Source organism: Hoylesella loescheii DSM 19665 = JCM 12249 = ATCC 15930 (assembly GCF_000378085.1).
Lineage (GTDB): Bacteria > Bacteroidota > Bacteroidia > Bacteroidales > Bacteroidaceae > Prevotella > Prevotella loescheii.
Window position 1 is genome coordinate 14,515 of sequence record NZ_KB899220.1, and the last position, 15,145, is coordinate 29,659.

The window sequence follows — 15,145 nt, forward strand, 5'->3', positions numbered from 1 at the left end:
ACTTATCAAGACATAAGGTTCCTCATCTTCTTCTTTATTTGCATTGAGCATTTATCGTACGGAAGGATTCGTGAGCAATGAACATATCCTATGCACGGTCCTCCATCCTTAAGATAAATTCTATACCAATCACCGCTTAAGATTGGGGTATAGAAAAAGATTTTATCCTTTTCTATCTTTGCCTTAACCTTAAACTTCGTAGATGGTCCTTCTCTAACGAATGTAAACCCATCAGGATCGTTAATCACTGCGGGGAACATCATATAGTCTTCTTTGTCTAGAAGGTTACGTCCCTCGCTATCATAGACTGCATTAATGTCTGTGTGTTTAAAGCTACGAGGAGGCTCAGTATTCACCATAAAATACAGTGCTTTGTCTCCCAAATCAAGCATCACCACAGAATCTAGCGGATTGCCGTAACTAAACACTCGGGCTTTTGAGATAGCTCCAACAACAAGCCCATGACCCTTGCCTTGGTAGAGCGATTTCACAGAATAAGAACTGTGCCCAATGCTAATACTATCCAGCAGTGAAGCTTCCATCATCTTATAAAGATCTTGTATGCAATCCTTACAAGAACGTTGAGCATGTGCTGAAAGAAAACAGACGTTTATTATCATGAATAATATGGCGAAGTTCTTTCTCATATATTATCTTGTTTATAACGCAATTGGTGATGCCCCATTTATTACCCATCTTGTTAGACGTAATAGAAGAAACCCAAGAAAGAGAAATTGTGACGATACGCGATGTGTTTTAAAACAAGCCCTATACACCATTTCCCGTTTGTAAGATATAAGTCCACATGCGGGAGCTTAATTCACTGATACACCCTTTACTAAAGATTGCCGTTAGCTTGGATTATAACTTATTTCTTCTTTGAAGAAGATTTTTAAGTCATTCAAGGAACGTTCTTTATCAAAATCCTTCACTTTTGCGGGGTACTTCATTGTGCTCAGCCGATCTATTATCGCATCTGCAACCATTTTCAAGCCTGCCTCTTTATTGCTCTTTATGAACGTAGCAAAATCTAGTTTTACATCTACCCCCAATGTTTTGTGAAAACGCACCTCTCCTAAAGCCTTATCAAGTATTACACACTTGTCTTCGGTGTATCGAGGCCTCTTAATGGTAAAGATGGAATCATATTTTGGATGGACACACACTATGCCTATAAAATATTCTAAAATAGCATCTCCATATTGGCGCATTTTAAGATATTCTTCCATTCTTTCACCCAATTCTATTAACTCAGGACTTTTAGTTACCTTGTCAAATTCACTAGGAAGGGTGGGTATTAATACTACTTTCATAATCTTAGTTAGTCCTTTGCGAAATGCATTTGAAACACAATGGTTCGTTTATTGCTGCCTCCATCGACATCGTATGCGTAAGAAACCTATTGCCCCCTCATAGGAACGGACGACAACGCGAATGCTACAACAACTAAAAGTTTCGTGATACAAAAGAATTTTAGTGCTATTAAATTGGGTTGAGTAAGTCGCTTAGGCTTGCTACTGCAAATATAGCGATTATTCTTTTTTCGTTCAAATAATTTTAAACAAAAAACTCACGGATACTAACAAAAAAGGATAAAACCCACAAGAAATAGGAATACACAATGAAATATATAGGCTACTGCTACTAACAAATCATGGTAATGCATTTATAATAATAGCATCTCACTCCGAGTAGAAGCCTTGACCAGCCTACAAAAAATAAAAGCCGATGCGCTACTAGCCTTTTGTAGTGACTCTACAAACGAACTGTAGTGACCCTACAAACGAGTTGTAGCGACACTACAAACAAGCGGTAGCGTGACTACAAAGGGCTTGTAGCCACACTACAAAGGCATTTGTACGCACCCTTCAACAAGCAGACGGGTGATAAAAGCTTTTAGGCGGGATGGCGTTTTGCGGTTAATTGAGAGGCGGAATTAGCTTGGCTGACTGTACAACTCGTTGAAATCCACCCTAAACCGATCGCCATGTATGCCCTCGGCATCGCGTATTCCACAGGCAACCACCATCGTAATCTCCGCGCTGCAAGGCAAACCCAGTGCGCGTTTCACCCGCAAACTGTCGAAGCCTTCTAACGGACAGGTGTCGTAACCCGCCTCGGCCATGGCCAACATAAAGGTTTGCGCCACCAAGCCACAACTCTTATGAAGCACTATGCGCGTATCGGTTTCGGAGCATTGGCGGAACATCGGGCGAAACACACCTACGCTAACGAGCATCGTTTTGCGCACCGCTCCCCACAGCCCAAAGAACTTACTATATAAGAAAGGTATCATCTTGCCGTAATAACTCTCTTTCTCCTTGATACGCCTTTCTTGGTCTTCGGGTGCCGAATGTCGCTTGATGTTGTCGCGTTCGAAGTCTATCAGTTGCTTTACGCGTTGACGATAGCGGTCGTGACGGGTAACGAACACCACCATTTGCTGCGCCGTCTGTGCGCTAACCTGATCTAAACAGGCCGTTGATAGCCGTTGCAACAAAGCCTTGTCGGTAACATGCACCATCTCGTAAAGCTGCATATTGTTGCTTGTTGGGGCCAATGTGGCCAACTCTAAACACTGACGAACGCGCTCTGCGCTGATTGGTTCGCCGTTAAACTTACGCGTAGCGCGTCGAAATTGTAAAATGTCTTGTAAACTCATGTTGTAATATTTATATGAGAGGTTCGTAAACTCGCCTTCTTAGGAGTTAAGGAATTTATGGAATTAACGCCCACTTCGTTCACGAGAAGTTAAGCCAATGGCTTTGCGACACAGGGAAAATAACGAGTGGGCGGGAAAATGAAATAATGAAAATACGACCAAGCGATAAGGTGGTTAGCTTTTTATCAATAAAACATTGGGCTTAACTCCTTAACTCCATACTCCCTTTAACTCCTTATAACTTTAACTTCCTCCTCTTTCTCCGATGCAAAGTTACAACACGAAAAGCCAACAAGACGTTGACTTAAGTTAAGTTTCTTCGCCGGTCGCACATTCTTTTTTGCAATCGGCTAAGGCTCTCAGGACTGATGCCCAACAAGCTTGCGATATGTTTTTGCGGAACACGCTGCAACAGTTCAGGCCGAACTGCCATCAGGTGTTTAAAGCGTTCTTCGGGTTTTAACGAAGCTAACGACATGGTCGTATCTATCGAGCGTTGCAAAACACGCTCGGTTGTGATGCGCCCGAAGGTTTCAAACTGATGGTAGGCAGCATAAAGTTCCTGCAAACGAGTCCTTTCCACGCTATACACCACGGTGTCTTCCAACGCCTGCAACCACAATCGGCTAGGCGTTTCATCTGCAAAGCTAACGAAATCTGTGGCCCATTGGTTTTCCAAAGTGATGTCGCACGTGGCTTCTGACCCATCTTCCTTAATATGAAAATGGCGCACGCACCCCTTCACCACAAAGAAAAGATGCCGACATACGTGCGAAGCTTCTAGCAAAAAATCACGTCGCTTAAAGCTTCTTTCCACAAAATAATGGTCTACGGCAGCCAATTCGGTATCACCAAAGGCCATTGTTTGCTGACAATGTATTTTCAAGGAATCGAACATAATGCTAAAAAATAAACACACAAAGATAGTCATATTATCGAAAACGAGGCATAGAAAAGGGCGAAAAATCACCACAAGTGAGTATTGCCGTAAAAAGAAGTTATTGTTACTTTTGTGGCGTTATAACATATTAGTTTTCATAAAATACAACTACAATGAAAATCAGAACAACCATCAGGGCACTTGTTTTCACACTTGTCCTGTCATTTGGTAGTGCGTGGGCCATGGCTGCCAGCCACGTAAAAGTGAGTGGCAAGACGGGCGAGAGCACATTCTTCGCACTGAACGACAAGCCTACGGTGACATTTACTGCCAACAAACTGGTTATCACAGCAGGCAACAAAACCGTTGAATATCCACTGAACGAGTTCCGCTCGTTCGAGTTCGCCGACCCGTCGTCTACGGGTATTGGCACTGCTCCCTCACCAAACGAGAGTGAAGCCGTGTTCAGTTTCGGCCAATCCGTTCACGGCGAAGGCCTACAACCTGGCTCGCGCGTGTCGATATTCAATGTATCTGGACAGCTCGTTGTATCGGCCACGGTTAACGCTGACGGCTCGGTAGACCTCCCTTTGAACGGCCAGACAGGCGTATTCATCGTTAAATCCACATCAAGAACCTTCAAATTCATCCAGAAATGAAATATTTCTTTACACTTGTTTTCGCCCTGCTCGCGGGCGTAACCACAACCACGGCGCAAACGGTAACCATCACCAAGACCGACGGAACCACCGTTAAATATAAGGCTAGCGAGATTAAGAACATACAATTTGCCAACGAAGAGGAACCGTTAAAGCCCATCCACGCCTTTACCGGCTACATCGTTGTCAACTCGCCCATGTTCATGGACACCTATTATGGCGAGGAAGCCAAGATGGAAGTTTTTGCACAAGGTAAGAAATTCATCTGCAAATTCACCGACGCCAAATGGGGAAAAGGCACCTTCGAAGTTACACTCAACAATGGCGAAATAGGAGGTTCGGGCAAGATGAGTGTTGCCGACCCACATAAAGCTGGCCAAACCAAAGAATACGAAGCGCTCATCTCGGGCCCCATGGCCGCCGTTAACATTTCCATTAAAGGTCTGATGGGTGGAACAACCATTAAATGGAGAAACGGGAAAGCTCCCCAAACCGTAAAATTGGCTGGCACATATCTAGGTGACAACTCCGTATCGGTGATGAAACTAACGTACATTGCTAAGAATACCGGCTACAGCTTCTGGGTGAACGACGATGGCACATACACGATCCAGGTTCTTGGCCAAAAGCTTGAAGGTACGGTTATGGGCGACCTAACCTTAGGGGCATACACCATCAACAACCTCGTCTATGATGAGAAAACCGAAACGTTCAGCAAAGACTATTCGAATGATGGTTTGAAACTCAAGTTTAAGAAGGGAGCGGAAACGGAATATAAAGAATATCCACTAACCAAGGCCACCATCAAAGCTACCTTTGGGAAAGACGGCAGTTTGAAGGTAGAAAATAATTTCACGGCTGGCAGCATGCCGTTCCCGCTCCAAGGCGTGTTCAACGGCAAGCTATCTAAAAGATAAGGTAGCAGCCAAAACAAAGCAGTAGGGATAACGGAGGGGGAAGCAACTGCAAGCATGAACTTTCTTGCACCAATGCTTTCCCCTCACCCTAGCTTTGAGGCAGACATGTCCGTACAGATAAAATTCACCTGCTACAACCCCACCAAACCCATGCGCATCACTGCAAAACCCATCCGCTTGTTGGCAACTGGCATGCTCGCCGCCTTGGTTTCGGCCTGCACGGGACTGTTCGACGGCATCTACGACTCGCCCGACAAAGCCCCAAAGATAAATGCCAATCAGCTGTCGATAGACGCCAGCGACTGGCATAACTGGTATTACATAGACTTCGACTCACTGAAAATGCTGGCCGAAGCTGGCGACGCCGATGCCTTTCTACATGCTCGCACCCACTTTACGCCCTACCCTATCCCTACGAGTAAGGACGAAACGCAGTTGGGCAATCAAACAGGCATCTACACCTATTGGTTCGACGTGTTTGGTAAGGGTATATCCAATAACGAGAAAAGAGACTTTACGCCCACCGCACGACAGCCCGAACCGCCCGCATGGAGCATCGCCATACACCGCGACAATGTGCGAACCAACAGCGGAGCGGTGCTCGAGACCAACTATACATCGATGAGTCAGTTGCCACAAAGTAGCGCACAGTTTATGGGAGCCGACTTCAAGTCCGACGAATGGACGCAAAACGAGGTTTGGGTAGACCAATCACAGATGCTCAACAGCCTCATCGGCTGCCAAGGTATCAGCATCAATCGCCCGCTATCCTCTTGGTTACGCTTGGAAATTCCTCCCATGCCACCCGCCTTTAAGCACAACAATCACGTGTTTATCGTCAAACTTAACAATGGCAAATTTGTGGCCCTGCAATTGGAAAGCTATATCAACCCTACTAATGGAACGAAATGCCATCTCACCATTAATTATAGGTATCCATATTAAAGCAAGGAGTTAAAGAGTTAAGTAGTAAAGAAGTTAAGCCAAATGTTTAGTTGCAAAGGGCAAAATTCTTCATTAACTAGCCAACCCGCCATCAAAAAAAGGAGGAAGGTATAAAGGCCATCTATACACATATTGCTTGCTCTTAGCCTATATCTTTTTGTTCTTTTGCCGAAAGCGCACTTGTATTTCTGTCAAAAGGCGAAAGTTAAAAGTCAATCGGCTTTATAATAGCCAAAGCACTTGAACTAACTCCCTGACTTCTTAACTGCATAACTCCTTAACTTAACTCCATAACTCCTTTACTTCTCAAAACAAGATGTCCCACCGCATATTCACCATTCTCTCCCTCCTCTTATCCCACGTATCGGTCAAGGCAACACTTCCTACCGATACGCTAAACCGCACCATCGACCTCGCTCAGGTTGTGGTTACGGGCACACGAACCCCAAAACTGTTGGCAAACACACCCGTTTTAACCAACGTTATCACACGAAGCGACATCGAAAAGGCCGATGCCACCAACCTGCGCGACCTTCTTCAAACCACCATGCCAGGCATAGAGTTCTCGTATGCCATGAACCAACAAACCCATATAAACTTTGCAGGCTTCGGCGGACAAAGCTTGCTGATACTCGTTGATGGCGAACGACTGGCGGGAGAAACGATGGACGATGTTGATTTTACCCGATTGAGCATGGACAACGTTGAACGGATAGAGATTGTTCGCGGTGCAGCCTCGGCCCTTTATGGCTCTAATGCCGCAGGTGGCGTTATCAACATCATCACCCGCAGTGCCACACAACCATTTAAACTAAACCTCAATGCACGCGTGGCACGCCACAACGAATGGCGACAAGGCATGAGTTTGCAATTGAAAGGGGGCAAGTGGGCCAACCTGTTGGCACTGAACCACACCTCCATAGACAACTACGACGTAACCAACGGACCATCGCCACTCTCACGCGTTGTGACGACCATCTACGGCGATAAGACGTGGAACGGCAGCAATCAGCTATCTTTCAAACCGCTGGAAAGACTAAAACTGACGGGGCGAGCAGGCTACTTCTTCCGCGAAACAACCCGAACGGCAGACACACCCGAACGCTATCGCGACTTCTCTGGTGGTCTCCGCGCCCTTTGGCAACCATCGCAGAGCCAACAATTGGAGCTATCCTACTCGTTCGACCAATACGATAAGTCGACCTACTTTAAGCTACCGCGCCTCGACATCCGATCTTACTCGAACGTGCAGAACGCCTTTCGCCTGCTCTATACTCTCAACCTGCGGCAAGGCGACGCTCTTTCTGTTGGTGCCGACTACCTACACGACTGGCTGATGAACCCCAATCTCGAAGGCAGAACGCGTAAACAGCGTTCGTGCGACGTATTCGCGCAATACGATCTAAACCTCGGTGAGAAATGGGAACTGGTTGGCGCGCTACGACTCGACCATTTTTCAGATAACCCCATCACACGCCTAACACCCAAATTAAGCGTTCGACACACGCCCCTGCGCCACCTAAACCTGCGCTTTGGCTATGGAATGGGGTTTCGTTCACCAACGCTCAAAGAGAAATTTTACAACTTCGACATGGCGGGCATTTGGCTCGTAACGGGCAATCCCAATCTCAAAGCCGAAACAAGCCATAACTTTAACCTCTCGGCCGAATACTCCCGATTGCGTTATAACTTCACGCTAAGCGGTCATTACAACTTAGTTAGCGACAAGATAGCCACTGGCGCGCCCTTCTTGACCAACCCATCAGACCCCATTCCACATCTTCCCTACGTCAATTTGGCAAGATATTCGGTCTTAGGTTTTGAAGCCACGGCCAAAGCAAAGTGGCAAAACGGCATGTCGGCTCAGCTTTCTTACTGCTTTACGCACGAACGTCTACCCAAAGATAAGGATGGAAAGCAAATAAACAACCAATACTTGCCCGCCCGAAAGCATACCTTCACTGCGCATTGGGATTGGAGTCACCGCTTCAACAAAACCTACCAACTGGCCATTAACGTAGACGGACGAGCACTTTCGCCCGTAGACAATTTGGAATATGTCGACTATTACGACCTCTCAAAAGGTACCAACACCATTCATTATCCTGCCTACACGCTGTGGAAGGTGTCTGCCGTGCAACAAATTGGTAGCATGTTCACGCTCACCCTCTCGGTAGATAACGTGTTAAACTATCGTCCCGAATACCATTACCTTAACTCGCCACTCACCGATGGGGCTAATTTTATGGTGGGAGCAGCAATCAATCTGTAAAGGTGAAAAGGTGAAAGGGTGAAAAGGTGAAAAGATAAGAGAGGGAAAATGGAAAAGATGAAAGGGTGAAAAGGTGAAAAAATAAAAGTGTGGAAAAGTGAAAGGAAGGAAAAGATGACTGCACCTGCTGATGAACGAGCAGGGATGGTGCAGTCTGGTATTACTAGAATGACTAATGGAACTAGATAGACTTGCTCCATTAACTTACTAAACACAAGACAAACTTACTTGTTAACTCATTAACTTATAAACTTGTCCACCCGTCAACTTGTCCACTCACCAACCTATACAATAAAAACAAGGAAAGCACGTTAAATAATAAAGCAATGCCCCCTCGCTATGCCCAACATGGCGAAAACAAAGCACCTAAACAAGTAAGAACCCGAACATCGTAGAAACAGGGGGTATGCCGACAGGGCAAACAATGAGTTGCCGTATTCCGCCTTTCCCCTTCGCTAACACGCCATCACAAGGGCTGTTCACCCCGCCACACTTCAAAGGCGGCTTAGGAAAAACGCCCCACTAACGGATAACTTGCCTACTCACTCAACGATTTACCACCTTCTCCCATTGGAAAGGGTATGGAGGAAGGCGCTCCCAACAACTAAATTCACCGCGACATGAACAAATTCATCTTTACATTAGCAGCATTTCTCCTCGCCGTAACAAATATATGCCACGCCCAAGTAACGGCTGACAAGGCTATTAAGAGCGTGAAATCCTATGGGTTCATCGACTTGGAGGGGGCCAAACTATCGGCCATCATTGTAGAGTATAATAGGTTCGTTCATAGAAGATGGGTGTCGAAAGCCACTTACGACATAACAAACTATGTTATCGAACAAGAAAAGCAGCACGGTTTCAACGATGTTATCGAGCAAGATAAGGATGCGGTGAAGGGCAACGAGGGACATATCGTAAGGGTATATGTAAACTCCAAGCCTCAAACTTCGTTCTCGGGAGGAACGCGCAAAGGTCGTTTCGTGGTTATCGAGGTAAACACGGCCTACATGCTAAAGGGTTCTAACCTCGCCTATACCACCTCGATGATGGCGGGTGTTAAGCAAATAAGGCGCGTGGGAACGATAAAGCCAGACAGGAAGATGCACGTGAATTACACCACTTCCGAGAAAACGGACCGCAGAGGACAAACACACACGGTCTATAACACCGAGAAAGACAAGATTATTCTACCCCAATTTGCAAGCGATAGGGGCTGGGCCTTTCACGAAATAGGCAAAAACGCCTTCCGCGCAACCCACTGTTACAGCGAATATACAGGCAAATACTACGACTTCGAACTACCCTACGCCATCTATCTGCCATCAAAGGAAGTGATGGAGGCCAACAAGGGGCGCATCGCACTGAATATTCACATGGAGCATGCAGGCGGACTAGACACCGACCCCATGTCGGGCGTAACCTCATCACGGGCTGCCGTAAAGCTGGCCGACAAGAGATTGCAACACCGCAACCCCGCTATCATCGTTGTGCCACAAGTGGAAGAGAGCCGCCGCTCTACCGACGACATGATGGCTTCTAGCGAAGTGAACACCGCCGTGTGGCAACTCATCGACTCGCTGCTGCTTCATTACAAAGGCTATATCGACGAAAACCGCATCTATGGTACAGGCCAATCAATGGGTGGAATGCTTCTTCTCAACATGGCAGCACAACGCGACAACTTCTTTGCCGCACTAGCCGTGGTTGGCGCACAATGGGGTAACAATTACAATAAGGCCTTTCAGCATAACAACGCGTCTGCCCGAACGCCTCAAAACGACCCCATTTCGTTTGGCGGAGCAGACCAAACCACCTGCAAAGAGTTTGAGAACTGGTATTATATGGTGTCAGACGACAACATACTTGTTCACACCTGCGTTGACGATCCGTTGGCCAAAGGACTGTGGGCGGCCCTGAAAGACTACTACCAAGCTGCTGGCACAGAACTAGCCTTTGCCCAATGGGACCCCTATTTGCCCAAAGCCGAGCAAGAGGCCAACGACAAATCGCTGGTTGCTCGCACAGCTTCGGCCCCTGGTTGTGGCATTGCTTGGGGCGCATTTACTCGTGGCAACCACATGTCTACATGGAAATACGCCTACAATCTCGATGCCCCTTTCGAGTGGCTCTTCGCTCAAAACCGCCAAACGGCAATAAATCGTGGCAAACTGCAACAGCTTAAAGCACCGTGGTTGGGGCGCGATGGCAATGGAAAAATCAAAAAGGGGTCGGGTACGGCAGGCCTTAATTCCGCCCAATTCACGCCCTCGGGAGCAAGCAATGTATTTGTAGAGGACTGGAAAGTTTCGTCGGTCGAGACCACAAAGAGCCCACAAGAAAGTGCGAAATGACGCTTATCCATTCGCAGTTTCTAAGGCGATAAAGGCCGAATGAATCGAAAAGCAGGCCTCGCCAATTGCTTCGCTTATCGTAAACACACGAGTTTGGGATGCGGCATCATACGTTTCGAGATTAGCCGAGATGCAAAAAGCATCTATTATACCAACTACCGCGTAGCGTTTGGTTTGTAGGAAGGTTACCCACTACACGGTAGTTCACAATGGTGGTATTAGGCATGGGGCTTCACACCTGCCAAGTCAAGTAAATTATATTTACAAAACACACGTTTTGTTTCCATCCCTTCTAGAAACGTTAGGCTGCGTTTTCTATGTTTTAACGATGAAAAAAGATAAGTTTGTGGCTTAGAAAGTGTATCGGGTTACAAGCTTTTTTGTATTGTAACCATTAATAAGCCACCCCATTTTATGCAACTCGCCCCTCACTTGCTCCTCAAAATTTCCCTACTTTTCATCCTTTTCTTGTTAACGTTACCTTGTTAATTTGTCACTTTTTCCTTTCTTTCTCCCTCCTATTTACTTGTTGTTTAGCCTACATTTCATCTTCTTTTGCACATAGCTTTCACACTAAACAAGTTGTTATCGCTAAGTTGTAACGGCATTCCACATAAGCTGGAACAATGTTCCAGATGACATGGAATAATGTTCCAACATAGATGGAACACCTGTCCCACATACTGGCAACAGCCCGTAAAACACTAAAACAAAGTACTTTAGCACATTTACGAACGGACGTTTAGCCACTATCAGGTGGCAGATTGATAAATTGGTGCGTAGAGAAGGCTACCTACCTTTTCGGAATAAAACGAAGATGGCGTTGTAACGTCTCTGTGTAAGACAGCCCATTTTCCTCCCCGTTTAGCCTCCTCGAGAATCGATTATTTGGCCGGCGATGACCAAAGGTTGGACCAGACAGGCACTCCTTATGTTAAAGAATAGTCATAAAACGTTACAAAATCAGGTAATCTACTTACGCCGAAACAGCTAAAAGCCATTGAATGCACTAGTGTGAGACAAGTTGCCATTGGTTTTGAACATGTCGAAGGTATAATAACGCCTCATTCTGCAAAATCGGGATTAAGTAGCATACACATTAAACTAGACTGATACAACAGACTACAATCATACCAACTACCGCGTAGCGGTTGGTCCGTTGGTAGGGCGGGGTTGGGAGCCAAAGCGACCTACCCTGCCTAGGCCATGCATATTATCCTTCAACGCCGTAGGTGTTGGTCATTTTCTGTTGGTTAGTTCGCATGAGAATGTTGGTTGTCTGCTGGTGCGATTGGATATGCTGGAAGAGAAAATGATTATAAAAAGCAGGCAGAATGATAGGGCGACGAGGAGAGTATTGTACCCATTCCTCATCTAAAAATGCGCTCAAACGGAAACAGACCAAGACCTACGGCCTTGCTTTCTCTCAACGTAGCTTAGGCAGGGTAGGTCGCTTTGGCTCCCAACCCTGCCCTTCCAACGGGCCAACCGCTACGCGGTAGTTGGCGAAACATCCCTCAGATGTACATTAACTATGATGAGTTGTTCTTATCTTGAACTAGCGTATAATATCAAAGCTACGAACTCGCGATAAACTACTATGCTTTTTTGAGCAAGACTAGACAGGTGAAGAAATGGCTATCTCGCCAACTACCGCTACGCGATTGTCGACATAACGTTTGTTTCTTATCCTGTACTCAGCCGCTCAATAAGGAATAGACCAACATCAATAAGTTGCTCCCCAATGCCTTATACACCGTTTTTCTCATAACAAGAACGGGGAATGTAAGACATCGGGGAGCATCAAAGCGCCGAACCTATTACTTTATGGCTGGCTATACGCAGAGGTTTTTACTTCAAATACGACTTCAAACGTTTTTCAAGAAGCATGTAATGCGCTTTCAAGTCGGGAGAAGCAACCTTTGGAATGCACGACAATAGCAAGCTGTGCAGTTTTTGGGCATAATATAATTGAAACTCGGAAGTGCGGTTAACCGTTGTTCCCCACAAGGGTTCGGGTTCGCCATAAGCATTACCGAAGTTAAGGAAAGCGGTTGCGGCATTATCCGTCTGCCCGTCGGTTGTGGGAAAACAGGCATGCAAGGCACACGACTGATGTGCACAAACAGAGCGAAGCGGGTGCATAGAAAGGTTTGGTTGCACGCTGTCGGCATGCAAATTGTGCACATTGGGCGCCTGTTTCATGTCGGCTACACCCGATTGCAACAAGTCTACATAAAGCCGCTGCATAGACAAGTCTACCGTAGAGAGATGCTCGTTGCCTGCGATGGTTTTCTCAAACACGTCTGCATAGACGTCTTCCATATACTCAAGCGGTGAGTAAGAGGTGGAATCCAAGTAATAGGATATGGCCAACTTGGCATTAGCCATCATGGCAAACGACTGCACATCGCGTGCCAATATCTTAAACGGCTTGTTTGCACCGTATGGCAACTTACGTTCTAAGGTGTCGTTACCTAATGTGGCGAAGGTTCGCGCTTGACGTAAGAGCCACTGTGCGGATGCCTTCTGCTGGTCTTTCGGCACAACCTTATATCGTGGCAAGCCCGACTTCTCGCTCGTTTGGTAGAGATAGATGCCAGGCACGTTTGCAAAAACATTGCGCACATAGCGCATGGCTTGCTGCAAAATCTCGTTATATAGTTCACCTTTACGCTTTCCGCCGTCCTCATCACCAATCCATCTGTCGAGGTTAGACAGTATGAATCGGAGGTTGGCCATACCATAATCGCCGGCCTTTACGGGGTCGTTGCTCAGGTCTTCTTCAATGGCCGAGGGGTCGTAACGGGTGTTTGTCTGCTGCAAACCATAGCGATAGAAGGGATCGCCCTCGTGCTTGTCGGCCAAGTTACGCAGCTGTTTTGCATCGTCTTCATAACCTTTCGAGTCGCGGAAGAGCCTATACGCCCATTCAACAGCATAGAAATCGTAGACACCTAGTCGCGGGGGCGTAAGCCGCACACCGCGATCGGAGGGTTGCGCCACGTAGTTGAAGCGCGCATAGTCCATAATCGAGGCCGTGGTGCCATGCTTTCGAGTGAACGTTGGCGAGCGCAACGAGTCTGTTGGGATGGCTGCCGATGCGGCCATGTTGTGCATAAAGCCCAAGGTATGCCCCACTTCGTGCGCAATGATGTATTCCAACGTCTGTTCCACGATGCTGTCGGGCATTTGCGCAGCACGTGCGGCGGGGTCTAACTGTGCCGTTTGCACCAGTCGCCAGTTGTCTATGGTGTTCACCACATCGTTATAAACCAACACCGTAGCATTGATTATCTCGCCCGTTCGTGGGTCGGTCCACGATGGTCCCATGGCGTTTTCAACGTCAGTGGGCAAATACCTGATGCATGAATAGGCGAAATTATCGGGATCGAAGTCGGGATTATCGGTGGGAAAATCGGCTACTTGCATCACATTTTTAAACCCGATGCGTTCGAAAGCCTTGTTCCACCACAATATACCGGCCTTAATGGCGCGCTTCCAAAGCGGTGGAAAGGTGTTCTCCACATAAAAAACGATGGGCTTAACGGGTTCGGTTGGCGTCCCTGAGAAATAAGCCGCCGTGTCTTTGGGTTCTATACGCCAACGCTTAACAAACGTAGCCTTGTCCACCGAACCATCATTGGCCAGCACATCCTTGTTAATGAGGAACATACCCACACGCGTATCGCTCAAACGAGGCGTCATTTGCTCGCTGGGTAACAAAGCAAGCGTGAAGTTAACGCCAATGGTTACGGGGTAATTAGAGATGGGCGTGCCACTCTTTCCCGACAAACTAACCAGGTAATGGCGGTCCATCTTGATGCAAGCGTTGCGTTCGAACACCTTGAGCGCGGTTATTCTCGACAGGTTTTCCTTTAAGGATGAACTCACCGAGTAAGATCCCACATTCTTGGCAATGATGGGAAAGAAGCGGTCTTCTTTGAGGAAGAACGACGAGGCATCAAACAATACCGATGCATTGCCTGCACTCCGCGCCTTGATGGGGAAAGAAAAGAAGTCGAGATTGTCGTAGTTAAGTCGTGCGGCAATGCTTGCCGAAGGGCTATTTTTCGGGATAAACAAGTCGGTGTTTACTACTTGCATCACCACCGAACTATCTTTCTCGATAAAGCGCACATGCACGAGGTTGGAGTTTTTAAAGCCCAAGTCGCCCATTTTGGGGTTCGATACCGACGAGATAGTGGCTCCAATAAGCATGTCGCGCCCCAAAGAAGCTTGCGGCAGCTCAACCAATATCTTTCCATCCGTTTTGTGCAACGACACGAAAGTACCCCTACACGACTCGGTGGCGTGTTCGGTTAGTGCGCGTTCGTAGGCCGACTTCTTCTCGGTTTGGGTGGTTTGCGCCTTTTTCTTACGTTTGAAAAGGGGGAAAGCCGTTGCCGAAGAGCCAAGCACGACAAGCATCAACGAAAGTGAAAAAATGCGTCGC

General features: G+C 46.9%; 10 protein-coding genes. 5 read left to right on the forward strand and 5 right to left on the reverse strand.

Features of this window, described 5'->3' with window-relative positions; genetic code table 11:
• Positions 1-5: 5 nt before the first annotated feature.
• The 4 genes from F453_RS0110890 to F453_RS0110905 all read right to left on the reverse strand — a co-directional run bounded on the left by F453_RS0110890 (position 6) and on the right by F453_RS0110905 (position 3,560).
• The gene (locus F453_RS0110890) at positions 6-647 is read right to left on the reverse strand and encodes an SH3 domain-containing protein (RefSeq protein WP_018968040.1); all 642 of its coding nucleotides are present in this window, start codon (positions 645-647) and stop codon (positions 6-8) included.
• Positions 648-851: 204 nt separating this feature from the next.
• Positions 852-1,313 carry an Imm44 family immunity protein gene (locus F453_RS0110895; RefSeq protein ID WP_018968041.1) on the reverse strand — a complete coding sequence of 154 codons (462 nt, stop codon included), beginning with the start codon at positions 1,311-1,313 and terminating at the stop codon, positions 852-854.
• 623 nt (positions 1,314-1,936) lie between these two features.
• The gene (locus F453_RS0110900; protein ID WP_018968042.1) at positions 1,937-2,662 is read right to left on the reverse strand and encodes a nitroreductase family protein; all 726 of its coding nucleotides are present in this window, start codon (positions 2,660-2,662) and stop codon (positions 1,937-1,939) included.
• A gap of 304 nt (positions 2,663-2,966) precedes the next feature.
• Positions 2,967-3,560: a Crp/Fnr family transcriptional regulator gene (locus F453_RS0110905; protein ID WP_018968043.1), complete on the reverse strand. Its 594-nt coding sequence runs from the start codon at positions 3,558-3,560 to the stop codon at positions 2,967-2,969.
• Between the two features lie 155 nt (positions 3,561-3,715).
• Here F453_RS0110905 and F453_RS0110910 point away from each other — a divergent pair, with 155 nt between their 5' ends.
• From F453_RS0110910 to F453_RS0110930, 5 genes are all read left to right on the forward strand, one after another.
• Complete coding sequence (locus tag F453_RS0110910) at positions 3,716-4,201, forward strand: T9SS type A sorting domain-containing protein (RefSeq protein WP_018968044.1); 486 nt, start codon at positions 3,716-3,718, stop codon at positions 4,199-4,201.
• A complete protein-coding gene (locus F453_RS0110915) occupies positions 4,198-5,118 on the forward strand; it encodes a calycin-like domain-containing protein (protein WP_018968045.1) in 921 nt (306 codons plus the stop codon). The genes F453_RS0110910 and F453_RS0110915 overlap by 4 nt, the downstream gene beginning before the upstream one ends.
• A 150-nt stretch (positions 5,119-5,268) precedes the next feature.
• Complete coding sequence (locus F453_RS0110920; protein WP_026292560.1) at positions 5,269-6,063, forward strand: HmuY family protein; 795 nt, start codon at positions 5,269-5,271, stop codon at positions 6,061-6,063.
• Between the two features lie 316 nt (positions 6,064-6,379).
• Entirely contained in the window at positions 6,380-8,335 is a 1,956-nt protein-coding gene (locus F453_RS0110925) for a TonB-dependent receptor plug domain-containing protein (RefSeq protein WP_018968047.1), read from the forward strand.
• A gap of 620 nt (positions 8,336-8,955) precedes the next feature.
• Positions 8,956-10,689: a prolyl oligopeptidase family serine peptidase gene (locus F453_RS0110930; protein WP_018968048.1), complete on the forward strand. Its 1,734-nt coding sequence runs from the start codon at positions 8,956-8,958 to the stop codon at positions 10,687-10,689.
• A 1,851-nt stretch (positions 10,690-12,540) separates the two neighbouring features.
• On the opposite strand, the gene F453_RS0110940 is transcribed toward F453_RS0110930, so the two are convergent.
• Entirely contained in the window at positions 12,541-15,120 is a 2,580-nt protein-coding gene (locus F453_RS0110940) for a zinc-dependent metalloprotease (protein ID WP_018968050.1), read from the reverse strand.
• Positions 15,121-15,145 lie beyond the last annotated feature (25 nt).

What these genes read in the sequence shown, in the direction of transcription:
- F453_RS0110890 (WP_018968040.1), bottom strand. Translation starts at nt 647, where the DNA reads ATGAGAAAGAACTTCGCCATATTATTCATGATAATAAACGTCTGTTTT.
- F453_RS0110895 (WP_018968041.1), bottom strand. Translation starts at nt 1,313, where the DNA reads ATGAAAGTAGTATTAATACCCACCCTTCCTAGTGAATTTGACAAGGTA.
- F453_RS0110900 (WP_018968042.1), bottom strand. Translation starts at nt 2,662, where the DNA reads ATGAGTTTACAAGACATTTTACAATTTCGACGCGCTACGCGTAAGTTT.
- F453_RS0110905 (WP_018968043.1), bottom strand. Translation starts at nt 3,560, where the DNA reads ATGTTCGATTCCTTGAAAATACATTGTCAGCAAACAATGGCCTTTGGT.
- F453_RS0110910 (WP_018968044.1), top strand. Translation starts at nt 3,716, where the DNA reads ATGAAAATCAGAACAACCATCAGGGCACTTGTTTTCACACTTGTCCTG.
- F453_RS0110915 (WP_018968045.1), top strand. Translation starts at nt 4,198, where the DNA reads ATGAAATATTTCTTTACACTTGTTTTCGCCCTGCTCGCGGGCGTAACC.
- F453_RS0110920 (WP_026292560.1), top strand. Translation starts at nt 5,269, where the DNA reads ATGCGCATCACTGCAAAACCCATCCGCTTGTTGGCAACTGGCATGCTC.
- F453_RS0110925 (WP_018968047.1), top strand. Translation starts at nt 6,380, where the DNA reads ATGTCCCACCGCATATTCACCATTCTCTCCCTCCTCTTATCCCACGTA.
- F453_RS0110930 (WP_018968048.1), top strand. Translation starts at nt 8,956, where the DNA reads ATGAACAAATTCATCTTTACATTAGCAGCATTTCTCCTCGCCGTAACA.
- F453_RS0110940 (WP_018968050.1), bottom strand. Translation starts at nt 15,120, where the DNA reads ATGCTTGTCGTGCTTGGCTCTTCGGCAACGGCTTTCCCCCTTTTCAAA.